The organism is Streptomyces sp. NPDC051563 (assembly GCF_044454225.1).
Classification (GTDB): domain Bacteria; phylum Actinomycetota; class Actinomycetes; order Streptomycetales; family Streptomycetaceae; genus Streptomyces.
Map to the genome: position 1 here is coordinate 69,923 of NZ_JBITDL010000014.1, position 22,963 is coordinate 92,885.

20 protein-coding genes are annotated in these 22,963 nt (G+C 71.7%); 15 read left to right on the forward strand and 5 right to left on the reverse strand.

Going from position 1 to position 22,963, the window contains the following annotated elements; all coding sequences use genetic code 11:
• Positions 1–155: 155 nt before the first annotated feature.
• Positions 156–341: a 50S ribosomal protein L28 gene (gene rpmB / locus ACIA8F_RS18240; RefSeq protein ID WP_073911113.1), complete on the reverse strand. Its 186-nt coding sequence runs from the start codon at positions 339–341 to the stop codon at positions 156–158.
• A 243-nt stretch (positions 342–584) separates the two neighbouring features.
• Here rpmB and ACIA8F_RS18245 point away from each other — a divergent pair, with 243 nt between their 5' ends.
• From ACIA8F_RS18245 to mutM, 9 genes are all read left to right on the forward strand, one after another.
• Positions 585–2,228, forward strand: coding sequence for a DAK2 domain-containing protein (locus ACIA8F_RS18245; protein WP_399379865.1), 1,644 nt, complete (start codon positions 585–587; stop codon positions 2,226–2,228).
• A gap of 26 nt (positions 2,229–2,254) precedes the next feature.
• A complete protein-coding gene (gene recG / locus ACIA8F_RS18250; RefSeq protein WP_399379867.1) occupies positions 2,255–4,501 on the forward strand; it encodes an ATP-dependent DNA helicase RecG in 2,247 nt (748 codons plus the stop codon).
• Positions 4,502–4,532: 31 nt separating this feature from the next.
• On the forward strand, positions 4,533–5,141 hold the full coding sequence (gene rsmD / locus ACIA8F_RS18255) for a 16S rRNA (guanine(966)-N(2))-methyltransferase RsmD (RefSeq protein ID WP_399380036.1): 609 nt from the start codon (positions 4,533–4,535) through the stop codon (positions 5,139–5,141).
• Positions 5,142–5,170: 29 nt separating this feature from the next.
• Entirely contained in the window at positions 5,171–5,650 is a 480-nt protein-coding gene (gene coaD / locus ACIA8F_RS18260; RefSeq protein WP_399380038.1) for a pantetheine-phosphate adenylyltransferase, read from the forward strand.
• Between the two features lie 119 nt (positions 5,651–5,769).
• Complete coding sequence (locus tag ACIA8F_RS18265) at positions 5,770–6,804, forward strand: cell division initiation protein (protein ID WP_399379869.1); 1,035 nt, start codon at positions 5,770–5,772, stop codon at positions 6,802–6,804.
• Positions 6,805–6,955: 151 nt separating this feature from the next.
• Positions 6,956–7,603, forward strand: coding sequence for a YceD family protein (locus tag ACIA8F_RS18270; protein ID WP_399380039.1), 648 nt, complete (start codon positions 6,956–6,958; stop codon positions 7,601–7,603).
• A gap of 2 nt (positions 7,604–7,605) precedes the next feature.
• Positions 7,606–7,779 carry a 50S ribosomal protein L32 gene (gene rpmF, locus ACIA8F_RS18275; RefSeq protein WP_003965982.1) on the forward strand — a complete coding sequence of 58 codons (174 nt, stop codon included), beginning with the start codon at positions 7,606–7,608 and terminating at the stop codon, positions 7,777–7,779.
• Positions 7,780–7,798: 19 nt separating this feature from the next.
• Positions 7,799–8,620: a ribonuclease III gene (gene rnc / locus ACIA8F_RS18280; protein ID WP_399379871.1), complete on the forward strand. Its 822-nt coding sequence runs from the start codon at positions 7,799–7,801 to the stop codon at positions 8,618–8,620.
• Positions 8,621–8,806: 186 nt separating this feature from the next.
• Positions 8,807–9,676 (forward strand): bifunctional DNA-formamidopyrimidine glycosylase/DNA-(apurinic or apyrimidinic site) lyase, encoded by an 870-nt coding sequence (gene mutM, locus ACIA8F_RS18285; RefSeq protein ID WP_399379873.1) that lies wholly within the window; start codon positions 8,807–8,809, stop codon positions 9,674–9,676.
• Here mutM and ACIA8F_RS18290 read toward each other — a convergent pair.
• A complete protein-coding gene (locus tag ACIA8F_RS18290) occupies positions 9,631–10,080 on the reverse strand; it encodes a winged helix-turn-helix transcriptional regulator (protein ID WP_399379875.1) in 450 nt (149 codons plus the stop codon). The two genes, mutM and ACIA8F_RS18290, sit on opposite strands and share 46 nt — an antisense overlap.
• Positions 10,081–10,219: 139 nt before the next feature.
• Between ACIA8F_RS18290 and ACIA8F_RS18295 the strand changes: the two genes are divergently transcribed.
• The gene (locus ACIA8F_RS18295) at positions 10,220–10,825 is read left to right on the forward strand and encodes a flavodoxin family protein (protein ID WP_399379877.1); all 606 of its coding nucleotides are present in this window, start codon (positions 10,220–10,222) and stop codon (positions 10,823–10,825) included.
• Between the two features lie 165 nt (positions 10,826–10,990).
• On the opposite strand, the gene ACIA8F_RS18300 is transcribed toward ACIA8F_RS18295, so the two are convergent.
• Entirely contained in the window at positions 10,991–11,866 is an 876-nt protein-coding gene (locus ACIA8F_RS18300; RefSeq protein WP_399379879.1) for a CAP domain-containing protein, read from the reverse strand.
• Between the two features lie 166 nt (positions 11,867–12,032).
• Between ACIA8F_RS18300 and ACIA8F_RS18305 the strand changes: the two genes are divergently transcribed.
• The 4 genes from ACIA8F_RS18305 (at position 12,033) to ACIA8F_RS18320 (ending at position 19,005) form a co-directional block, all read left to right on the forward strand.
• Complete coding sequence (locus ACIA8F_RS18305; RefSeq protein WP_399379881.1) at positions 12,033–12,314, forward strand: acylphosphatase; 282 nt, start codon at positions 12,033–12,035, stop codon at positions 12,312–12,314.
• 366 nt (positions 12,315–12,680) lie between these two features.
• Positions 12,681–12,896, forward strand: coding sequence for a hypothetical protein (locus ACIA8F_RS18310; RefSeq protein WP_030227372.1), 216 nt, complete (start codon positions 12,681–12,683; stop codon positions 12,894–12,896).
• A gap of 229 nt (positions 12,897–13,125) precedes the next feature.
• Positions 13,126–17,388, forward strand: a complete 4,263-nt coding sequence (locus ACIA8F_RS18315; protein ID WP_399379883.1) for an AAA family ATPase — start codon at positions 13,126–13,128, stop codon at positions 17,386–17,388.
• Between the two features lie 183 nt (positions 17,389–17,571).
• The gene (locus tag ACIA8F_RS18320; RefSeq protein WP_399379885.1) at positions 17,572–19,005 is read left to right on the forward strand and encodes a sugar porter family MFS transporter; all 1,434 of its coding nucleotides are present in this window, start codon (positions 17,572–17,574) and stop codon (positions 19,003–19,005) included.
• Between the two features lie 50 nt (positions 19,006–19,055).
• On the opposite strand, the gene ACIA8F_RS18325 is transcribed toward ACIA8F_RS18320, so the two are convergent.
• On the reverse strand, positions 19,056–20,042 hold the full coding sequence (locus tag ACIA8F_RS18325; protein WP_399379887.1) for an LLM class flavin-dependent oxidoreductase: 987 nt from the start codon (positions 20,040–20,042) through the stop codon (positions 19,056–19,058).
• 63 nt (positions 20,043–20,105) lie between these two features.
• A complete protein-coding gene (locus tag ACIA8F_RS18330) occupies positions 20,106–21,551 on the reverse strand; it encodes a cytosine permease (protein ID WP_399379888.1) in 1,446 nt (481 codons plus the stop codon).
• 149 nt (positions 21,552–21,700) lie between these two features.
• Here ACIA8F_RS18330 and ftsY point away from each other — a divergent pair, with 149 nt between their 5' ends.
• Positions 21,701–22,924, forward strand: a complete 1,224-nt coding sequence (gene ftsY, locus ACIA8F_RS18335; RefSeq protein ID WP_399379889.1) for a signal recognition particle-docking protein FtsY — start codon at positions 21,701–21,703, stop codon at positions 22,922–22,924.
• Positions 22,925–22,963: the final 39 nt, after the last annotated feature.

Here is a 22,963-nt window from a genome sequence, read left to right on the forward strand (position 1 = left end):
GGAACGCCTGTAGGGCCTGCTCCACCCCGTACGGGTACGGGGTGGAGCAGGCCCTACAGGTTTGATCATGTTCGATCAGGCAAAGCAAGAGGCCGGTCCACCAGGTGGACCGGCCTTCTCAGCAACCGGAAAGGGCTGCGCTACGACGGAAGGCGTCAGCGCGAGACCTTGCCGGCCTTGATGCACGAGGTGCAGGCGTTGAGGCGCTTCGGCGTCCCATTGACCACGGCACGGACACGCTGGATGTTCGGGTTCCAGCGACGCGAGGTGCGGCGGTGCGAGTGGGAAATGCTGTTGCCGAAGCTCGGCCCCTTGGCGCAAACGTCGCAGTTGGCAGCCACAGGTCACTCCAAAGACTTCAGATGCACTTACAGTGAATCCCGGCGCACCGGTATCAGGGATCTGAAGTGGTTTGCCGGGGGGAATGGCCCGACTCTCATCGGGCAACCGGAGCAGCATACAACGACTGCCTCGGTCCAAGAAAACTACCATGTCCACGGCGGCCCCCGCCCCGGGGTCCCGCCCGCCCGGCAGTCCTTCGTTACCCTGCGGTGAACCCTGGCCCGCACAAGGAGGAACGCCCGGTGGCGCACCAGCCTCAGCCGTACCCCCTGAACGCCGAAGCGGTACGCACCTGGAGCTCGCTGTCCCTGGCCGCACTGGGCCGGGCCCGTGAGGACATCGACGCGATCAACGTCTATCCCGTCGCCGACGCGGACACCGGCACCAACCTCTACCTGACCGCCGAATCGGCCGACCGCGAGCTCGGGGACCTCCTCGCCGGAGTGACCGACGGCACAGCCGGCGCCACCCTCCCCGAAGCCGTACGGGCCTTCGCGCACGGCGCCCTGATAGGCGCCCGGGGCAACTCCGGCACGATCCTCGCGCAGCTGCTGCGCGGGGTGGCCGACGTGCTCGGCGACGAGCCCGCCGGACGCGATCCCGCTCGGCTGCTCGCGCAGGCGCTGACCCGGGCCGCCGAAGAGGCGTACCGGGCCGTCGCACACCCGGTCGAGGGCACCATGCTCACCGTCGCCACCGCCGCCGCCCGGGCCGCCGAAGCCGCCGCCGGACTCACCGGGACCGCCGCCGACGTGGCCGGGGCCGCCTACGACGGAGCCCGCGCGGCCCTCGCCGAAACCCCGGGCCAGCTGGCCGCGCTCGGGCGGGCCGGAGTGGTCGACGCCGGGGGCTGCGGACTGGTCGCCGTACTCGGGGCCCTGTGGCAGGCCCTGTCCGGGCGGGAGCCGGCGCCCGAACCCGTACGCGGCCGGGCCGTGCCCGTACCGCGCCCGCAGGAGCCCTGCGCCGAGGAGCACGGCGGACCCGCCTACGAGGTGATCTACCTGCTGGAGGCCCCCGAGCCGGAGGTCGACCGGCTGCGCACCCGGCTCGACGCCCTCGGGGACTCCCTCGTCGTGGTCGGCGGCGACGGGCTGTGGAACGTCCACGTCCACGTCGACGACCCCGGCGCGGCCGTGGAAGCCGCGGTGGTCGCCGGACGGCCCTACCGGATCCGCATCACGCACTTCGGCGACGAACGCCGCCGGGCCCGCGGCGAGCGCTCCCAGCGCGCGGTCGTCGCCGTGGTCCAGGGCGAAGGCCTGGCCGGGCTCTGCGGAGAGGCGGGCGCCACCACCCTGCTCGCCCGCCCCGGAGAACCGCCGGCCGTCGCCGAACTGGCCGACGCCATCCGCGAGGCGCACGCCCGCGAGGTCGTCCTGCTCCCGAACGGCGCCGAACTGCGCACGGTCGCGGCCGCCGCCGCCCAGCAGGCGCGCGCCGAAGGGGTGCGCGTCGCCGTGATCCCCACCCGCTCCGAGGTCCAGGGCCTGGCCGCACTCGCCGTGCACGACCCGGACGGCAGCTTCGACGAGGACGTGGTCGCCATGACGGCGGCCGCCGGAGCCACCCGCTACGGCGAACTCGCCGTCGCCGAACGGCAGTCCTTCACCTCGGCCGGCATCTGCCAGGCCGGCGACGTGCTCGGACTCATCGACGGCGACGTGGCCGTCATCGGCACGGGCCTGGCCGAGACCGCGGAGGCCGTCCTGGCCCGCATGCTCGGATCCGGCGGCGAACTGGTCACCCTCGTCCTGGGCCCCGAGGCGCCCGCCGAGCTGGCCGGGCGCCTGGAGGCGTACGTCCAGCACGGCCACCTCGCCGTCGACACCGTCACCTACCAGGGCGGCCGCTGGTCCGCACCGCTGCTCATCGGGGTGGAATAGCCGGGTTGTCGGCGCCATGGTGTGCAATGGAACACGTGCCCGCGCTCGACGAAGACCTCAAGAAGACCCTCGGCCCCGCCACCGCGAAGGTGCTGGCCGAGCAGCTCGGCCTGCACACGGCCCTGGACCTGCTCCACCACTACCCCCGCCGGTACGCGGAGCGCGGCGAGCTGACCTCGCTGGCCGAACTCGCCGACCAGATCGACGAACACGTCACGGTGGTCGCCCAGGTCGCCGACGCGCGGCTGCTGACGTACCAGGGCAGCCGGGGCGGCGGAAAACGCCTCGAAGTCACCATCACCGACGGCAGCGGACGGCTCCAGCTCGTCTTCTTCGGGTCCGGCGTCCACAAACCGCACAAGGACCTGCTGCCCGGCAGCCGCGCGATGTTCGCGGGCAAGGTCGGGATGTTCAACCACAAGCTCCAGCTCGCCCACCCCGCCTACGAGCCCCTCGGCGCGGACGCCTCCGACCGGGACGCGGCCGCCGCCTTCGCGAGCCAGCTCATCCCGATCTACCCGGCCTGCGCGAAGCTGGAGTCCTGGAAGATCGCCAAGTGCGTGGACGCGGTGCTCCCCAGGGCCCAGGAGGTCGTCGACCCGCTGCCGCCCGCCCTGCGCGAGGACCGCGGCCTGGTCCCGCTCACCGAAGCCCTGCTGAAGATCCACCGCCCGGTCACCAAGGCCGACATCGAGGACGCCCGCGGACGCCTCAAGTGGGACGAGGCCTTCGTCCTCCAGGTCGCCCTGGCCCGCCGCCGGCACGCCGACTCCCAGCTCCCGGCCGTCCCCCGCCGCCCCACCCCCGGCGGCCTCCTCGAATCCTTCGACGCCAAGCTCCCCTTCACCCTCACCGAAGGCCAGCGAAGCGTCTCCAAGGAGATCTTCGACGACCTCGCCACCGACCACCCCATGCACCGCCTCCTCCAGGGCGAGGTCGGCTCGGGCAAAACGATGGTCGCGCTGCGGGCCATGCTCGCCGTCGTCGACTCCGGCGGACAGGCCGCCATGCTCGCGCCCACCGAGGTGCTCGCGCAGCAGCACCACCGGTCCATCACCGAGATGATGGGCGAGCTCGCCGAGGGCGGCATGCTCGGCGGCTCCGACCGGGGGACCAAGGTGGTCCTGCTCACCGGCTCGATGGGGGTGCCCGCCCGCCGTCAGGCACTGCTCGACCTGATCACCGGCGAGGCCGGGCTCGTGATCGGCACGCACGCGCTGATCGAGGACAAGGTGCAGTTCCACGACCTCGGCCTGGTCGTCGTCGACGAGCAGCACCGCTTCGGCGTGGAACAGCGCGACGCCCTGCGCTCCAAGGGCAAGCAGCCCCCGCACCTGCTCGTCATGACCGCCACCCCGATCCCGCGCACGGTCGCCATGACCGTCTTCGGCGATCTGGAGACCTCCGTACTCGACCAGCTCCCCGCCGGCCGTTCCCCGATCGCCACCCACGTGGTGCCCGCCAAGGACAAGCCGCACTTCCTCGCCCGGGCCTGGGAGCGGGTCCGCGAGGAAGTGGAGAACGGCCACCAGGCGTACGTGGTCTGCCCGCGCATCGGCGACGGCGAGGACGAGAACGGCAAGGGGGCGAAGGGGGCGAAGGGCGCCAAGGGTGCCGCCGCCAGGAAGAAGGCGGCCGCCGAGGACGACGGCGACCGGCGGCCCCCGCTCGCGGTCCTGGAGATCGCCGAGCAGCTCACCCGGGGCCCCCTCGCCGGGCTCTGCGTCGAGGTGCTGCACGGGCGGATGGACCCCGCCGACAAGGACGACGTCATGCGCCGCTTCACCGCCGGCGAGGTCAAGGTGCTGGTCGCCACCACCGTCATCGAGGTCGGGGTGAACGTCCCGAACTCCACCGTCATGGTCATCATGGACGCCGACCGCTTCGGCGTCTCCCAGCTCCACCAGCTCCGCGGCCGCGTCGGCCGCGGCTCCGCCCCCGGGCTGTGCCTGCTGGTCAGCGAGATGCACGAGGCCAGCCCCGCCCGCGCCCGGCTCGCGGCCGTCGCCGCCACCCTGGACGGCTTCGAGCTCTCCCGCATCGACCTGGAGCAGCGCCGCGAGGGCGATGTGCTCGGCCAGGCCCAGTCCGGGGTCCGCTCCAGCCTGCGGATGCTCGCGGTGATCGAGGACGAGGAGGTCATCACCCAGGCCCGCGAGGAGGCCACCCGCGTGGTCGCCGCCGACCCCGAGCTCGCGCGGCTGCCGGGCCTGCGGACCGCTCTGGACGCCCTGCTGGACACCGAGCGGGAGCAGTACCTGGAGAAGGGGTGACGGGCACGACCTATCGTGGGAGGGCTGCACCATCCTCCGCCCGCTCACCGAAGGACCCCAGATGACCCGCGTGATCGCCGGAAGCGCCGGCGGGCGACGCCTCGCCGTACCGCCCGGCACCGGCACCCGCCCCACCTCGGACCGGATGCGCGAAGGTCTCTTCTCCACGTGGGAGTCGCTGCACGGAGTCGAGGGGGCCCGCGTCCTCGACCTCTACGCCGGTTCCGGCGCCGTCGGCCTGGAGGCGCTCTCCCGCGGCGCGGCCCACGCGCTGCTGGTCGAGCCCGACGCCAAGGCCGCCAAGGCCATCAAGGACAACATCACCTCGGTCGGCCTGCCCGGCGCCGAATTCCGGTCCGGCAAGGCCGAGCAGGTCGCGGCCGGCGCCGCGCACGGGGACCCGTACGACGTGGTCTTCCTGGACCCGCCCTACGAGGTGGAGCACGCCGACCTGTGCGAGATCCTCCTCACACTCCGGTCCAATGGCTGGCTCACCGAGGACGCGCTCGTCACCGTGGAGCGCAGGACCCGCAGCGGGGCCTTCCCGTGGCCGGACGGCTTCGAGCCGCTGCGCTCCAGGAAGTACGGCGAGGGCACCCTTTGGTACGGTCGCGCCGCCTCCACCAGCGAAGAGTCATGAAGCCCGCACCCGGGAACGAGGGAATGCAGTTGCGCCGCGCCGTCTGTCCGGGGTCGTTCGACCCCATCACCAACGGACACCTCGACATCATCGGCCGGGCCTCCCGGCTCTACGACGTGGTCCACGTCGCCGTGATGATCAACCAGTCCAAGCAGGGACTCTTCACCGTCGACGAGCGGATCGAGCTGATCCGCGAGGCGACCGCCGGCTACGGCAACATCGTGGTCGAGTCCTTCCACGGGCTCCTCGTCGACTTCTGCAAGCAGCGGGAGATCCCGGCCATCGTCAAGGGCCTGCGTGCCGTCAGCGACTTCGACTACGAGCTGCAGATGGCCCAGATGAACATGGGGCTGTCGGGCGTCGAGACGCTCTTCGTCCCGACCAATCCCACCTACAGCTTCCTGTCCTCCTCCCTGGTCAAGGAAGTGGCGGCCTGGGGCGGCGACGTCGCCCACCTGCTGCCCGCACACGTGCACGCCGCGCTGCTGGAGCGCCTGCCCCGGCGCTGAACCCCGCCGCCGGACACCGGCTGACCGGGAGTCAGCCGGTGTCGGCTCCGGGGCCGGTGGCCTTACAGTCGTCCCGTCCGTCTCGGGAACCGCCCGGGGCCGAGAGAGTGCGAGCACCCATGGACGTGCAGAAGAAGCTCGACGAGATCGTCGCGGCCGTCGGCAGCGCCCGGTCCATGCCCATGTCGGCCTCGTGCGTGATCAACCGCGCCGAGCTGCTCGCCCAGCTCGAAGAGGTCCGCAAGGCCCTGCCGGGCTCGCTCGCACAGGCCCAGGAGCTCATCGGCGGCCGGGAGCAGATGGTCGAGGAGGCCCGCCGCGAGGCCGACCGGATCATCGAGTCGGCGCACGCCCAGCGCGGTTCGCTGATCTCCGACACCGAGGTCGCACGGCGCTCCCAGGACGAGGCGGACCGGATCCTGGCGGAGGCCCGCCGCGAGGCGGACGAGGTGAAGGCCGAGGCCGACGACTACGTCGACAGCAAGCTCGCGAACTTCGAGGTCGTGCTCACCAAGACCATCGGCTCGGTGGACCGGGGCCGCGAGAAGCTGCTGGGCCGGGGCGCCGGGCTCGACGAGCAGGGCTACCCCGATGCGGAGGCGCCCGAGCGCAGCCACGACCCCGAGACGCAGCGCCAGCAGGCGGACGCGTACGTGGACACCAAGCTGGCGACCTTCGAAGCGGTGCTCTCCAAGACCCTGGAGGCCGTCGGCCGGGGCCGCCAGAAGCTCCTCGGCCGCGTGGCCACCGACGACCTCGGCGCGCACATGGCCGCCCAGGACGCGGCGGGCCACCAGCAGTCGCGCTCGTCGAGCGATGCGGACTTCCTGGCGGGCCTGGCCGAGCCGCAGGCGCCGCTGATCCCCGCGCAGACCCAGCCGGAGCCGCAGCCCCCGTACGACGCCTACTCCTACCAGCAGCCCGTCCAGCAGGACGCGTACGCGTACCAGGACCCGTACTCCGGCTACCAGCAGGTCCAGCAGCAGCCGGACCCGTACGCGGTCCCGTACGACCAGCAGCCCGACCCCTACGCGGGCTACCAGCCGCAGCCCCAGCCGGTGCAGGACCAGCAGGCGGCGCTCGACGAGACCAGTTTCTTCGACACGGGCATGATCGATCTGGACCAGCTGCGCCAGTACGAACAGGGCCGCTGAGCCCGCCCGGGACCTGGATTGGGCTCAGAGCGAAGCGGCGGGTATCCTGGCTCTTCGGTCGCGCGTATGCACCGCGATCCATGCTGCCCCCGAGGGGCGGAAAACTTGATCTTCAGCAGTCTCCAGTGATTTTGTGAAAGCGGGAACAGCCCTGAACACCCACCTCGACCACCGCAACCCTCTCGTGTTCGACACGCACGAGTTGGGTCGGCGTCCTGGTGCCATGCTGCGGCTGTCCCGTGAAATCGCGGCGCCGGCGGACCTCGGTCTCGCCGGAGTCATCGGAGTGCCCCAGGGCAACAAGCTGAACCTCAAGCTCCGCCTGGAGTCGGTCATGGAAGGGGTGCTTGTCACAGGCACCGTCCGTGGCTGGGTGACCGGGGAATGCGTAAGGTGTCTGGAGGCCGTCGAGCGCGAGCTCAAGGCGGAGTTCCAGGAGATGTTCTCGTACCCTGACGCCGACGACCGGATCCGTTCCAAGACGGAGCCGGCCGACGACGCCGAGGACGACGAGGACACGCTCTTTCTCGAGGACGGCTTGTTCGACCTCGAATCCGTGCTGCGCGACGTGGTGGTGCTCGCACTGCCGCTGCAGCCGGTGTGCCGGGAGGATTGTCTCGGACTGTGCCCCGATTGCGGGCTCAGCCTGAACGACGACCCGGACCACCATCATGACGCCGTCGACATCCGTTGGGCGGCATTGCAGGGACTCGTCACCGATCAGGGCGTCGAGAAGGACAATATGAGCGGCACTGCCTCCGACGGAGTTCAGGGCGCCGCCGAGAAGCAGGAGAAGTAGCCGTGGCTGTTCCGAAGCGGAAGATGTCGCGCAGCAACACGCGCCACCGCCGGTCGCAGTGGAAGGCTGCGGTCCCCACCCTGGTTTCGTGTGAGCGTTGCCAGGAGCCGAAGCTCCAGCACATTGCGTGCCCGAGCTGCGGCACCTACAACAAGCGCCAGGTCCTCGAGGTCTGAGCGGCTGGTGAGAGGCGCAATGTCTGAGCTGTCCAACGCTGAGAAGCAGGCAGACAGTAAGAACGCGGCCTCGTCCCACGTGCTTCTGGAAGGGCGGCTCGGGTATCGACTCGAGTCCGCCCTTCTGGTGCGTGCGCTGACCCACCGCTCGTACGCGTACGAGAACGGCGGTCTGCCCACCAACGAACGCCTGGAGTTCCTCGGGGACTCCGTGCTGGGCCTGGTGGTCACGGACACGCTGTACACGACCCACCCCGACCTGCCGGAAGGCCAACTGGCCAAACTGCGGGCCGCGGTAGTCAACTCGCGTGCACTTGCCGAAGTCAGCCGCGGGCTCGAGCTCGGCTCCTTCATCCGGCTGGGCCGGGGCGAAGAGGGCACGGGTGGCCGGGACAAGGCCTCCATCCTCGCCGACACCCTTGAAGCGGTGATCGGCGCGGTCTACCTCGACCAGGGTCTCGACGCGGCCTCGGAGCTGGTTCACCGGCTCTTCGACCCGCTCATCGACAGGTCCTCGAACCTCGGTGCCGGCCTGGACTGGAAGACCAGTCTCCAGGAACTCACGGCCGCCGAAGGTCTCGGGGTGCCCGAATACCTGGTCACCGAGACCGGCCCGGACCACGAGAAGACCTTCACCGCCGCCGCGCGCGTCGGTGGGACCTCTTACGGCACCGGTGTCGGGCGCAGCAAGAAGGAAGCGGAACAGCAGGCGGCCGAGTCCGCGTGGCGCGGTATCCGTACCGCGGCGGACGAACGGCTCGCCGGAACCGCCGCGGGCGCGGCGGCTCCGGCCGGGAACGGCGGGACACCGCCTCCCGCCGACCCGGCGCCGGACGCCTGACCCGTTCTTCCGGGAACCCCCCGCCCCGTCACCTGCTCCGGCAGGCGGCGGGGCGGACCCGTTTCCGTTTCCGGGGACGGGGGAGAAGCCGGCCGGCCCGGTAAAGGACGGGTGGGCGGGGAGCCCCGCAGGGCGAGTCGGTACGCTCGCGGGAGAGAGCCCGATCCGAACCCCCGGAGGAACACCGTGCCCGAGCTGCCCGAGGTCGAAGTGGTGCGGCGGGGGCTGGAGCGCTGGGTGGCCGGGCGGACCGTGGAGGCCGTCGAGGTCCTGCACCCGCGCGCCGTACGCCGGCACGAGGGCGGCGGGGCCGATTTCGCGGCGCGGCTCACGGGGCGGACCTTCGGGGTCCCGAGGCGGCGCGGCAAGTACCTGTGGGTGCCGCTGGAAGAGCAGGAGCACTCCGTGCTCGGGCACCTCGGCATGAGCGGGCAGCTCCTCGTGCAGCCCGAGGGAGCCCCCGACGAGAAGCACCTGCGCATCCGGGTGCGCTTCGGGGACGACGCCGGGACGGAGCTGCGCTTCGTCGACCAGCGGACCTTCGGCGGGCTGTCGCTGCACTCCAGCGTCCCCGGCAGCGAGGACGGGCTGCCCGACGTCATCGCGCACATCGCGCGGGACCCCCTGGACCCCCTGTTCGACGAGGCGGCCTACCACCTGGCGCTGCGCGCCAAGCGCACCACCGTGAAGCGGGCACTGCTCGACCAGTCGCTGATCAGCGGGGTCGGCAACATCTACGCGGACGAATCGCTCTGGCGTGCCAAGCTGCACTACGAGCGCCCCACGGCCACGCTCACGCGCCCCCGGAGCACGGAACTCCTCGGCCACGTCCGGGACGTCATGAACGAGGCCCTCGCCGTCGGCGGTACGAGCTTCGACAGCCTCTACGTCAACGTGAACGGCGAGTCCGGCTACTTCGACCGTTCGCTCGATGCCTACGGGCGGGAGGACGAGCCCTGCCGGCGCTGCGGCACTCCGATGCGGCGCCGCCCCTGGATGAACCGGTCGAGCTACTTCTGCCCGCGCTGCCAGCGGCCTTCGCGCGTGGCGTCGTAGGCGGACCTGGAAGAAAGCACCGAGGGCATGCTGCCCTCCAGCAGTCCGATGAGCGCGTCCACGCGCTCCGCGACCGCCACGCCGAACGGGGTCAGCTCGTAGTCGACGCGCGGCGGGTTCGTCGGCTGCGCCTCCCGGTTGACGATGCCGTCGCGCTCCAGCGCGTGCAGGGTCTGGGAGAGCATCTTCTCGCTGATACCGTCCACGCGCCGACGCAGCTCGTTGAACCGGCACGGCCCCTTGGACAGGGCACCGACCGTGAGACTGCCCCAGCGGCCCGTGACGTGCTCCAGCGTCTCGCGGGACGGGCACGCGCGAGCGAACACGTCGAAGGCCTCGGCGGCCTCGGAGGCCTGTTCGGGCACGCCGTTGCCCTCGGCTTCGCCACACCCTGGAGTCTGCATGGTTTCAGCCTACTACTGCGCAGCGCCAGCCATCCAGGTTGCGCTTTCGAAAAGTTAGTGGTTACCTCGGTGTCGTTCCACCACGCCGCACAGCCGCACAACGCCGTGTACCCCACGGTGTTTTCCGAGGGAGACCGTCTTGTCCGGAACCACGTACACCCCCGTCGTCTCGATCGCCTACCACTCCGGCTACGGCCACACCGCCGTGATCGCCGAGGCCGTCAAGGCCGGTGCCATCGACGCCGGTGCGACCGTGCACCTGATCAAGGTCGACGAGATCGACGACGCGCAGTGGGAGCTCCTCACCGCGTCCGACGCGATCGTCTTCGGCGCCCCGACCTACATGGGCACCGCCTCCGGCGCCTTCCACGTCTTCGCCGAGGCCACCTCGAAGATCTGGTTCGCGGCCGGCTGGCAGGACAAGGTCGCCGCGGGCTTCACCAACTCCGGCTCCAAGTCCGGAGACAAGGGCAACACCCTCGACTACTTCCAGACCCTGGCCTCGCAGCACGGCATGAGCTGGGTCAACCTGGGCCTGAAGCCGGGCTGGAACTCCAGCACCGGCTCCGAGAACGACATCAACCGCCTCGGCTTCTTCGACGGCGCGGCCGCCCAGTCCAACGGTGACCAGGGTCCCGAGTTCGTCCACAAGGCCGACATCGCCACCGCCGAGCACCTCGGTGCCCGCGTCACCCAGCAGACCCGCGTCCTGCTCGCGGGCCGCGCGGCTCTGGCCGGCATCTGACGGATCGACGTACCGCCCAGGTGCCGGGCGCTGCCCGCCCGGCACGGGTGCGGTGCGCAGAAACGGGCGGGGGGGGGGGGGGGGGGGGGGGGGGGGGGGGCCGCGCCCCCCCCCCCCCCCCCCCCCCCCCCCCCCCCCCCCCGCGCCCCCGCCCGCTTTCGCTTGCTAGAAGCCGAAGTCCTGGGTCCACCAGGGGCCGCCGGCGGCGTTGTACTCGCCGACGCCCAGGGTGCGGAACTCGCAGTTGAGGATGTTGGCCTTGTGGCCCGGGCTGTTCATCCAGGCCTTCATCACGGCCACCGCGTCGCCCTGGCCGCGGGCGATGTTCTCGCCGCCCATCCCGGATATGCCGGCCTTGGTGGCGCGGTCCCACGGGGTGTTGCCGTCGGGGTCCGTGTGGTCGAAGAAGCCGCGGACGGCCATGTCCTTGCTGAAGGCTCCGGCCAGTGCCGCCAGCGGCGGGTTCGCCCGGACCGGACCGCAGCCGGCCTGGGCGCGCTCCTGGTTCACCAGGGTCAGGACGGCGGCCTCCTCGGCGGAATGGCCAGCCGAGGCGGGCGGGGCTGCGGGAGCGGAGGGCTTCGGCGCAGCGGTCTTCGGCGCCGCCGTATTCGGGGCGGCGGGCTTCGGCTTCACCGGGGCCGGGGTCGCGCTCGCCTCCGGGGTCTTCGCCGGCTCCGTGGAGGGAGAAGGGGAAGGGGACGGGCTGGCCGACGGGGAAGGCGAGGCCGAGGGGGCGGGGGAGGAGGGGGTGCCCGCCGCCGAGGGGGCCCGGCCGGAGAGGTTGGCGAGGCCGCCCTGCTGCTCCGGCGAACTCCCCGGGCTCGGCGAGGCCTGCGCCCGGGCGTCCGCGGTCTTCGCGTCGGAGCCCGCGGCCGTGACCCCTACGTAGGGGAAGGAGGAGCCGACCGGGACGATGCCCGTGGTGACGGCCGCCGTGCCGAGGACCACGGCCACGGATGCGCCGAGCAGGCCGCCCCGCAGGGCGGCGCGGCGCTTGCCGCCGGGGCGCGGCGCGGCGTGGAGTCGGTGGCGTCCCATGGCGGCTCACCTTCCTGGGTTCGGGATCGTTCGGCATCGGCAGTGCCGAGCGTTTCAAGATCAACCTTTACTCACCCAAATGGGTGAGCTCATTGCTGCGCGACTGTACGCCATGGCGGGAGGGGGCGAGGTGACCCCGAATCGTTTGCCCCGTTAGCGTTCAGGCATGAACGAAGATGTGCGGATGACCGCCTGGGTGCGCGGCCGTGTACAGGGAGTGGGCTTCCGCTGGTTCACCAGGGCCAACGCCATGGAGATCGGCGGACTGATCGGCTTCGCGCTCAACCTGGACGACGGGCGAGTACAGGTCGTGGCCGAAGGTCAACGTGAGAATTGCCACCGGCTCCTGGCGTGGCTGCACAGCGCCGACACGCCCGGGAACGTGGACGGTGTGACGGAGATCTGGGGCACACCGCGCGGCGGATACGACGGCTTCGCGATCCGGTGACCGATCGACTGATCATGTACTGAACACATCGCCGGATGGTCCGCATGCGGTCGGAACTGCGCATTCATCGCCGACGCGTTGCCGACGGGCGGGATCCGTGGAAGGCTCGGAGACGAGGATGATCTCCACGCCCCTTGCGGGGGCCGGGATGCCCGCCGATACGGGGCGTGATCGTGTTGACCGTCAAACTTTTTGGTGAGACGCTGGAAGCCCCGCGCACCTGAGCTGTTTGGCAGTGCTGGCAGTACACAGTGTCAGCGAAAGATCGACGCAGTGACTGACAGTCGCTGCCGGACATCCGCGGGTGCGATTCCCTCACGACCCACACCGCTTCGGTCGGTCACTCAGTGTGGAGGACCATCCATCATGGCAAAGGCGCTTCTCGGTTACGTCGGCGGTTCCGACCCGCGACTCCTCGCCGAGATGCGACGGCTTCAGCAGCGCGTCCAGGACCTCGAGTCCGAGCTCGGACGAATCCAGTCCGAAAACGACGCTCTGAACGCGGCCGCCGCACAGCACGGAGACTCGCTGCTTGACAGCATCGACCTCGACGTACCCCAGGCGGAGCCTGCGCTCACCTGATCCGCGCTCCCTCGTCGCTCGATCAACGGAACTGCATGATCTGCAAGGGACGCTTCGGCGTCCCTTCTTTCTTTCCGTGTTCCGTGCCTTCTGTGTTTCTTCCGCCTTTCCCACCTCGCACAAGGCCGCCGGGCGGCGTTGCGCCAGGTGGGGGGCCACTTCCTTTAGCGTCTGATCTGCCCTGCACCTTCATGGGCGAAACCGAACGCGAAAGGTAGAGTCCGGCGGCGTGCACCTCAAGTCCCTGACCCTGCGTGGCTTCAAATCCTTCGCCTCCGCAACCACCCTGCGCTTCGAGCCGGGCATCACCTGCGTCGTGGGCCCCAACGGCTCCGGCAAGTCCAATGTGGTGGACGCCCTCTCCTGGGTCATGGGCGAACAAGGGGCCAAGTCCCTGCGCGGCGGGAAGATGGAAGACGTCATCTTCGCCGGCACGACCGGCCGCCCGCCGCTCGGCCGCGCCGAGGTCTCGCTCACCATCGACAACTCCGACGGCGCGCTGCCCATCGAGTACGCCGAGGTCACCATCACGCGGATCATGTTCCGCGGCGGCAGCAGCGAGTACCAGATCAACGGCGACACCTGCCGCCTCCTCGACATCCAGGAACTGCTCTCCGACTCCGGCATCGGCCGCGAGATGCACGTCATCGTCGGACAGGGCCAGCTGGACTCCGTACTGCACGCCGATCCGATGGGCCGCCGCGCCTTCATCGAAGAGGCGGCCGGGGTGCTCAAGCACCGCAAGCGCAAGGAGAAGGCGCTGCGGAAGCTGGACGCGATGCAGGCCAATCTCGCGCGCGTACAGGACCTGGGCAGCGAACTGCAGCGGCAGCTGAAGCCCCTGGGGCGCCAGGCGGCCGTGGCCCGGCGGGCCGCGGTGATCCAGGCGGACCTGCGCGACGCGCGGCTGAGGCTGCTCGCCGACGACCTCGTCACGCTCAAGGGCGCGCTCGACGCGGAGATCGCGGACGAGGCCGCCCTGAAGGAGCGCAAGGAAGCGGCCGAGGCGCAGCTCGCGGCGGCGGTGCGGCGGGAATCCGAACTGGAGGAGGCCGTACGGGAACTCGCGCCACGGCTCCAGCGGGCGCAGCAGACCTGGTACGAGCTCTCGCAGCTCGCCGAACGGGTCCGCGGCACGGTGTCGCTGGCGGACGCCCGGGTCACCTCCGCCTCGGCGCCGGCCGAGGAGGACCGGCGCGGCCGGGACCCGGAGGAGATGGAGCGGGAGGCCGCGCGGATCCGCGAGCAGGAGGCCGAGCTGACGGCCTCTCTGGAGGCGGCCGCGCGGGCCCTGGAGGACACCGTCGCCCACCGGGCCGAGCTGGAACGCGCGCTGGCCGACGAGGAACGGCGGCTACGGGACGTGGCGCGGGCCATCGCCGACCGGCGCGAGGCGCTGGCGCGGCTGACGGGCCGGCTCGGCGCGGCCCGCTCCCGCGCGGGGGCGGCCCAGGCGGAGATCGACCGGCTGGTCCTGGCGCGGGACGGGGCGCGGGCGCGGGCGGAGGAAGCGCGCGAGGAGTACGAGGCGCTGGCGCAGGAGGTCGGGGAGGAGGCGCCGGGAGCGGGTGAGCCGGGCGCGCCCGGCTCCGCCGGTTCCGGCGGCTCCGGTTCCGGTTCTGATCCCGGCTCCGCGCAGGGGGAGTACGAGGAGGCGCGGGCCGAGCTGGCGGCGGCGGAGACCCGACTCGGGGAGACCCGGGACGCGCTGGCCGCGGCGGAGCGTGCGCGGGCGGCGGTGTCGGCGCGGCGGGACGCCCTGGCGATGGGGCTGCGCCGCAAGGACGGTACGGCGGAGCTGCTCGCGGCGCGGCTGGAGGGGCTGCTGGGGCCGGCGGCGCAGCGGCTGTCCGTGACCCCGGGGTACGAGGTCGCCGTGGCGGCGGCGCTGGGGGCGGCGGCGGACGCGGTGGCCGTCACGTCGACGGCGGCTGCGGCCGGGGCGATCCGGTACCTGCGGGAGGGGGATGCGGGGAGGGCCGCGTTCCTGGTCGCTCCGGGGGCGGTGGCCTCCGGCGGTTCGGCCGGAGTCGGGGTCCCGGGTCAGGCGGTGGCCTCTGGTGGTTCGGTTGCGGGGCATGAGGGCCCGGGCCGGGATTCTGATTCGGATCCCGACTACGGTTCGGCTCCGGCTCCGGCTCCGGCTCCGGATTTGGGCTCGGCCCATGGCCCGGGCTCGGCCTCGGGCTCGGTCGTGGCCACGGACCAGGAATTCGGTCTGGGGGCTGGTGTCGTCCCCGCGGGCCGGGAGCAGGTTTCCGGGGCCGGTTCGGCCGGCGGGGCCGGGGCCGGGGCGACTTTCCCCCACCCCGCCCCTTCCCGAAACTGGGGCTCCGCCCCAGACCCCGCGCCTCAAACGCCGGCGAGGCTGAGTGTGCCCGGCCCCGGGGGCCCGGTGCCGGCTGGTTCGGGTGTGCCGGGCGCTGTCGTGCCGGTGTCGGCGGGTTCGGGTGTGCCGGGTTCCGGGGGCCCGGTGTCGGTGGGTTCGGGTGTGGCGGGTGCCGTGGCGCCGGTGTCGGCGGGTTCGGGTGTGCCGGGCACTGGGGGCCCGGTGTCGGTGGGTTCGGGTGTGGCGGGTGCCGTGGCGCCGGTGTCGGCGGGTTCGGGTGTGCCGGGCACCGGGGGCCCGGTGTCGGCGGGTTCGGGTGAGCCGGGCACCGTGGCGCCGGTGCCGGCGGGTGTCGGCGTGCCCGGGCGGGTGGGGGAGGTGGTTTGGGCCGCCGGGCTCGTGCAGGGGGAGGGTGCGGTCGTCCGGGCCGTGGCCTGGGTGTTGCGGGACTTCGTGGTGGTCGGGGGGCTCGACGAGGCCGAGGCGCTTGTGGTCGCGCGGCCCGAGCTGGTGGCTGTCACCGCCGAGGGGGACGTGCTCGGGGCGCACCTCGCGCACGGCGGGTCCGCCGGGGTGCCCAGCCTGATCGAGGTGCGGGCCGCCGTCGACGAGGCGGCCGCGGAGCTGGCCCGGCTCGACGGGGAGTGCCTCGCGCTGGCCGGGGAGAAGGAGGCCGCCGAGGAGCGCCGGTCGCTGGCCGGGGCCCGGGTCGAGGAGCTCGCGGAGCTCCGGCGGGCCGACGAGCGGGCCCGGGCCGGGGTCGCGCAGCAGCTCGGGCGGCTCGCGGGGCAGGCGAAGGGGGCGCTGGGCGAAGCCGAGCGCGCCGCCGCGGCCGCAGCCACGGCGCAGGATGCGCTGGAGCAGGCGCTGGCCGACGTGGAGGAGTGTGCGGAACGGCTCGCCGTCGCCGAGGAGATGCCTGCCGACGAGGAGCCGGACACCTCGCACCGGGACCGGCTCGCGGCCGACGGGGCGAACGCCCGGCAGACCGAGATGGAGGCCCGGCTGCAGCTCAGGACCCATGAGGAACGGGTGAAGGGGCTCGCGGGCCGGGCCGACTCCCTCGACCGCGGGGCCAGGGCCGAGCGGGAGGCCCGGGCCAGGGCCGAGCGCCGCCGGGAACGGCTGCGGTACGAGGCGCGGGTCGCCGCGGCCGTCGCCGACGGAGCCCGCCAGCTGCTGGCGCACATCGAGGTGTCGCTGACCCGGGCCGTGGCGGAGCGGACCGCCGCCGAGTCCGCGAAGGGCGTGCGGGAGCGCGAGCTCGACGGGGCCCGGGGGCTGGGCCGCGGCCTGAAGGGCGAGCTCGACAAGCTCACCGACTCGGTGCACCGCGGCGAGGTGCTCGGCGCCGAGAAGCGCCTGCGGATCGAGCAGGTGGAGAGCCGTGCGCTGGAGGAGTTCGGCATGGCGGCGCAGGGCCTCGTAGCGGAGTACGGGCCCGACCAGCCGGTGCCGCCGAGCCCGTCCGCGGACGGGGAGGACCTGGATCCGCAGGCCGGGCCGGAGCCCTTCGTACGGGCCCGGCAGGAGAAGCGGCTGAAGGCGGCCGAGCGGGCCTACCAGCAGCTCGGCAAGGTGAATCCGCTGGCGCTGGAGGAGTTCGCGGCGCTGGAGGAACGGCACAAGTTCCTCAGCGAGCAGCTGGAGGATCTGCGCAAGACCAGGGCCGACCTCCTTCAGGTCGTGAGGGAGGTCGACGAGCGCGTCGAGCAGGTGTTCACGGAGGCCTACCGGGATACGGCCCGGCAGTTCGAGGGGGTGTTCTCGCGGCTGTTCCCGGGCGGCGAGGGCCGGCTGATCCTGACCGATCCCGACAACATGCTCACCACGGGCATCGACGTCGAGGCCCGGCCGCCGGGCAAGAAGGTCAAGCGGCTGTCGCTGCTCTCGGGCGGCGAGCGCTCGCTGACCGCCGTGGCCCTGCTGGTCTCCATCTTCAAGGCGCGGCCCAGTCCGTTCTACGTGATGGACGAGGTCGAGGCCGCGCTCGACGACACCAACCTGCAGCGGCTGATCCGGATCATGGAGGAGCTGCAGGAGAGCTCCCAGCTGATCGTGATCACGCACCAGAAGCGGACCATGGAGGTCGCCGACGCGCTCTACGGGGTCTCGATGCAGGGTGACGGGGTGTCGAAGGTGATCAGCCAGCGCCTCCGGTAACGGGGTAGCCGGGTGCCCGGCGGGCCGGGTGATCGAGTGGACCCCGGTGGGGTGTGGCCGGGCCGGTCCGGGGCAGGCGTGCCACCGATGGCCCTTCCGGGTGGTGCCCGGTCTTGACCCGTGCGCCACTGGGAGGGATCACACCCTCAGCCCGTCACCGCAGCCGGCACGCAGGAGCGCACCTTGAGCAGCAGCACGACGCGGCCCCAGGAACCTGGCGGCGGCCACGTATCGCAGCCCGACCACCTCGGGCACGTCATCTTCATCACCGCGGCCGCCGCGATGGGCGGGTTCCTCTTCGGCTACGACAGCTCCGTCATCAACGGCGCCGTCGAAGCCATCCGCGACCGCTTCGACGTCGGCTCGGCGACCCTGGCCCAGGTGATCGCCGCCGCTCTGATCGGCTGCGCCCTCGGCGCCGCCACCGCCGGCCGCATCGCCGACCGGATCGGCCGGATCCGCTGCATGCAGATCGCAGCCGTCCTCTTCACCGCGAGCGCCATCGGCTCGGCCCTGCCGTTCGCCCTCTGGGACCTGGCCGTCTGGCGCGTCATCGGCGGCTTCGGTATCGGCATGGCCTCGGTGATCGGCCCCGCCTACATCGCGGAGGTCTCCCCGCCCGCTTACCGCGGCCGGCTCGCCTCCTTCCAGCAGGCCGCCATCGTCATCGGCATCGCCATCTCGCAGCTGGTCAACTGGGGCATCCTGAACCTCGCCGACGGCGACCAGCGCGGCAAGATCGGCGGCCTGGAAGCCTGGCAGTGGATGCTGGGCGTCATGGTCGTCCCGGCCGTGCTCTACGGCCTGCTCTCCTTCGCCATCCCCGAGTCCCCGCGCTTCCTCGTCTCGGTCGGCCGCATGGAGAAGGCCAAGACGGTCCTGCGCGAGGTGGAGGGCGAGGGCATCGACGCCGATGCCCGCGTCCGGGAGATCGACAACGCCATCCACTCGGAGCAGAAGTCCACCTTCAAGGACCTCCTCGGCGGCGGTTTCGGCTTCCTGCCGATCGTCTGGATCGGCATCGGCCTCTCCGTCTTCCAGCAGCTCGTCGGCATCAACGTGATCTTCTACTACAGCTCCTCGCTGTGGCAGTCGGTCGGCATCGACCCGAGCTCCTCGTTCCTGTACTCCTTCGAGACCTCGGTCGTGAACATCATCGGTACGGTGATCGCGATGGTCTTCGTCGACCGCATCGGCCGCAAGCCCCTCGCGCTCATCGGGTCCGTGGGCATGGCGATCTCCCTCGCGCTCGCCGCCTGGGCCTTCTCGTACAAGGACACCAGCGGCGGCGACATCGCCCTGCCGCACGCCCAGGGGCTCGTGGCCCTCATCGCCGCCAACTGCTTCGTGCTCTTCTTCGCCCTGTCCTGGGGCGTGGTGGTCTGGGTCCTGCTCGGCGAGATGTTCCCCGGCCGCATCCGCGCCGCGGCCCTCGGTGTCGCGGCCGCCGCCCAGTGGATCGCCAACTGGGTCATCACCGTCTCGTTCCCGACGCTCTCGGACTGGAACCTGTCCGGTGCGTACGTGATCTACGCGGTCTTCGCCGTGCTCTCGATCCCGTTCATCCTCAAGTGGGTGCCCGAGACCAAGGGCAAGGCGTTGGAGGAGATGGGCTGACCCACCCCGCCGACAGCCCCTCTCCTCCCCGCGGCAGGTACTGCCCCGCTTCAGTCCTTGAGGCGGGGCAGTACCTGTTCGCACAGGAGCTGCAGGCTCCGCCACCCCTCGTCCAGGGGCATCCCGCCGCACAGCGGGTGCAGCACGAGGTTCCCCGCCTCGCCGGCGCCGCGGGCGTACGCGACCGCCTCGTCCGGGGTGAGGATGCGGTACACGCCCTCGGCGCGCAGCTCCGCCACCGTGTGCGCGCCCGACCGTACGGCGCTGCGGATGTCCTTGGACTGCCAGGAGGCGTACATCCCGGCCTCGTGCAGGAACCGCTCGCCGTACTGGTCCCACGCCCGGTCGGGGTCCTCGGCGATGTGCAGCAGCGGGGTCTCGGCCGCCGGCATCATGCAGAAGCCCTCCGTGCCGTACTCCGCGAGCTTCGCGTTGTAGTACGCCTCCAGCTCGGGCAGGTGCGCGCTCGGGAAGAACGGCAGCCCCAGACGGGCCGCCCGGCGGGCCGCCGCCTCCGAGCTGCCGCCGACCAGGAGCAGCGGGTGCGGCTGGGTGAAGGGCCGCGGGGTGACCCGTACGGTGCGGCCGCGGAACTCGAACGGCTCGCCGGTCCACGCCTTCAGCAGGGTCTCCAGCAGCTCGTCCTGGAGCTTGCCGCGCCGGCCCCACTCCACGCCGTGCTGCTCGTACTCCTCGGGCCGGTAGCCGATGCCCGCCACCGTGACGAGACGGCCGCCGCTGAGCAGGTCCAGCACCGCGATGTCCTCGGCCACCTTCAGCGGGTCGTACAGCGGGCCGATGATCGCCGAGACGGTGACGGCGATCCGGCGGGTGGCGCCGAAGACCGCGCCCGCGAAGGCGAAGGGGGAGGGCAGCCAGTTGTTGTCGGTGCCGTGGTGCTCCTCGGTCTGGATGGTGTCGATCCCGCGGTCGTCTGCATACTGCGCCATCTCCAGCGCGGCCTTGTAGCGGGCGGAGAGGGTTTCCGGGGTGCCGTTCGGGTCGATGAGGTTGAACCGGGCCACGGTGATGGGCATGGAGAAGTCCCCCTTCGCCGGAGGTGGGTGGGCGGGCGAAGGGGGACGTTAGCTGACGCAGCGTCAGTTGGACAGGGATCCGGCGGGGACCCGCTCGTCCGCCGGTGCCTCCGGGGCCGGGGCCGGGGCCGCCGGGGTCCGCGGCAAGGCGGCGTACAGCACGGCCGAGGTGACGATGCCCGCTGCCCAGCCCAGGCCGTTCTGGCCGATCCAGGTGGTGGCCAGCGGACCGCTGAACCAGTCGACCTTCGTGAACAGCGCACCCATCACCAGGGCCAGGCCCCAGGCGGTCATGGCCTGCCAGGCGAAACCGCCGCGGTACCAGTAGGCACTGCTGCGGGTGGTGTCCAGCAGCGCGGCCCCGTCGTAGGAGGTGCGGCGCAGCATGTCCACGCCGAAGACGCCGATCCACGCGGAGAAGGCCACGGCGAGCAGGGTCAGGAAGGAGATGAACGAACCGAAGAAGCTGGTCGCGACCACCATCAGCAGGAAGCCGAAGACCAGGCTGATGACGGCGTTGACGCTGACCGCCGCCGCGCGCGGGACCTTGATGCCGAGGGTCTGGGCGGTGAAGCCCGCCGAGTACATGGACATCGAGTTGATGAGCAGCATGCCGACGAGGGCGATCAGCAGGTACGGGACCGCGATCCAGGTCGGGAGCAGTTCGCCGATGAAGGACACCGGGTCCTGGGCGGTGGCCAGGTCGGGGGTGGCGACGGCCATCACGGCGCCCATGAGCACCATCGGGATCACGACGACGGCCGCGCCGCCGATGGTGGCGCCGACCATGCCCCTGGCGGAGGCGGTGCGGGGCAGGTAGCGGGTGAAGTCCGGGCCGGACGGGACCCAGCTGATGCCGCCGGCCGCGATGGTGCCGATGCCCGCGATCATCATCGCGGTGGAGCCGGCGGGCTTGTCGAACACGGCGGACCAGTCGGTCTCGGCGATCAGGTAGCCCAGCACGAGCACGCTGAAGGCGCCGAAGAGGTACGTGGACCACTTGGAGCAGACGCGCAGCGCGTTGATGCCCAGGCCGGAGACGAGGAAGGTGCAGCCGACGAAGAAGAGCAGGGTGACGACGATCAGCGCGGTGTTCTTCTTGATGCCGAAGACCAGGTCGAGGACGGTCAGGACGGCGTAGGCGCCGCTGACCGCGTTGATGGTCTCCCAGCCCCAGCGGGCGACCCAGATCAGGGCGCCGGGGAACAGGTTGCCGCGCTGGCCGAAGACGGCCCGGGAGAGCGCCATGCCCGGGGATCCGCCGCGCTTGCCCGCGATGGATATGAGCCCGACGATGCCGTAGGACACCACGGGGGCGGCGACCGCGACGACGAGCACCTGCCAGATGTTCAGCTTGTTGAAGATGACGAGACCGGCGCCCATGGTCAGCAGCAGCACGCTGATGTTGGCGGCCACCCAGGTCGGGACGAGCTCGCGGACCCGGCCGCGGCGCTCGGAGTCCGGGACGGGTTCCAGGCCGCGCGATTCGACGGCGGTCTCGGCAGGCATAGGTCTACTCCGTGGGGGGAGGCGGGGCGAGGGGGAGGTTGCTCATCATCGTAGGTTTGCCGCAAAAAGTACAAACAGAGGCTTACGTCCTGGTATGAACCTCCAGGGTCCCCGGCTCGGGGCGCGCGTGGCCGATACTGGGGAGCGTTATGGAAATCCTGATCCTTGCCGTAGTCATCGCCCTGGTCGCGGTCGGTGCGATCAGCGGGCTCGTGGTCAGCAGCCGCAAGAAGAAGCAGCTGCCCCCCACGGCTCCGCCGAGCACGCCGACCATCACTGCCCCGCCCGCCGAACCGCAGGTGGGGGAGGACGCCGCACCGACGGCGGAAGAGCCGCGCCGCACGATCGAAGAGGTCGCCCTCCCCGACGCGCAGACACCCCTCGAATCGCCCGTCGCGGTCGAGGATCCGGTCGCCCCGGCGCCGGCCGCCCCCGAGATCGAGGTGCCCGAGCCCACCGCCGGCCGCCTGGTCCGACTGCGCGCCCGCCTCGCCCGGTCGCAGAACACGCTCGGCAAGGGGCTGCTCACGCTGCTCTCCCGCGAGCACCTCGACGAGGACACCTGGGAGGAGATCGAGGAGACCCTCCTCATCGCCGACGTCGGTGTCGCGCCGACCCAGGAGCTGGTGGACCGGCTCCGCGAGCGGGTCAAGGTGCTCGGCACCCGCACCCCCGCCGATCTGCGCGCGCTGCTCAAGGAGGAGCTGGTCACGCTCCTCGGCACCGACTTCGACCGCGCCGTGAAGACCGAGAGCGGCGTGGACACCCCCGCCGTGATCATGGTCGTCGGCGTGAACGGCACCGGCAAGACCACCACCACCGGCAAGCTCGCCCGCGTGCTCGTCGCCGACGGCCGCAGCGTCGTGCTCGGTGCGGCGGACACCTTCCGCGCCGCCGCCGCCGACCAGCTCCAGACCTGGGGCGACCGGGTCGGGGCGCGCACCGTGCGCGGCCCCGAAGGCGGCGACCCGGCCTCGATCGCCTACGACGCGGTCAAGGAGGGCATCGCCGAGGGCGCCGACGTGGTGCTCATCGACACGGCGGGCCGGCTGCACACCAAGACCGGCCTGATGGACGAGCTCGGCAAGGTCAAGCGCGTCGTGGAGAAGCACGGCCCGCTCGACGAGATCCTGCTCGTCCTGGACGCCACCACCGGGCAGAACGGCCTGACCCAGGCCCGCGTCTTCGCCGAGGTCGTGGACGTCACCGGCATCGTGCTCACCAAGCTCGACGGCACCGCCAAGGGCGGCATCGTCATCGCCGTCCAGCGCGAGCTCGGCGTACCGGTCAAGCTCATCGGCCTCGGTGAGGGCGCGGACGACCTGGCGCCCTTCGAGCCGGAGGCCTTCGTCGACGCCCTGATCGGCGACTGAACGCACCCGACGCTCCTACGCCGGCCAGTGCCCCCGAGG

Bases quoted from the DNA above. Each gene is read 5' to 3' on its own strand.
- ACIA8F_RS18290 (WP_399379875.1), bottom strand. From the start codon at position 10,080: ATGCAGACTCCAGGGTGTGGCGAAGCCGAGGGCAACGGCGTGCCCGAA.
- ACIA8F_RS18325 (WP_399379887.1), bottom strand. From the start codon at position 20,042: ATGCCCATCACCGTGGCCCGGTTCAACCTCATCGACCCGAACGGCACC.
- ACIA8F_RS18310 (WP_030227372.1), top strand. From the start codon at position 12,681: ATGGCAAAGGCGCTTCTCGGTTACGTCGGCGGTTCCGACCCGCGACTC.
- ACIA8F_RS18330 (WP_399379888.1), bottom strand. From the start codon at position 21,551: ATGCCTGCCGAGACCGCCGTCGAATCGCGCGGCCTGGAACCCGTCCCG.
- recG (WP_399379867.1), top strand. From the start codon at position 2,255: ATGGAACACGTGCCCGCGCTCGACGAAGACCTCAAGAAGACCCTCGGC.
- ACIA8F_RS18305 (WP_399379881.1), top strand. From the start codon at position 12,033: ATGAACGAAGATGTGCGGATGACCGCCTGGGTGCGCGGCCGTGTACAG.
- ACIA8F_RS18265 (WP_399379869.1), top strand. From the start codon at position 5,770: ATGGACGTGCAGAAGAAGCTCGACGAGATCGTCGCGGCCGTCGGCAGC.
- ACIA8F_RS18300 (WP_399379879.1), bottom strand. From the start codon at position 11,866: ATGGGACGCCACCGACTCCACGCCGCGCCGCGCCCCGGCGGCAAGCGC.
- rnc (WP_399379871.1), top strand. From the start codon at position 7,799: ATGTCTGAGCTGTCCAACGCTGAGAAGCAGGCAGACAGTAAGAACGCG.
- ftsY (WP_399379889.1), top strand. From the start codon at position 21,701: ATGGAAATCCTGATCCTTGCCGTAGTCATCGCCCTGGTCGCGGTCGGT.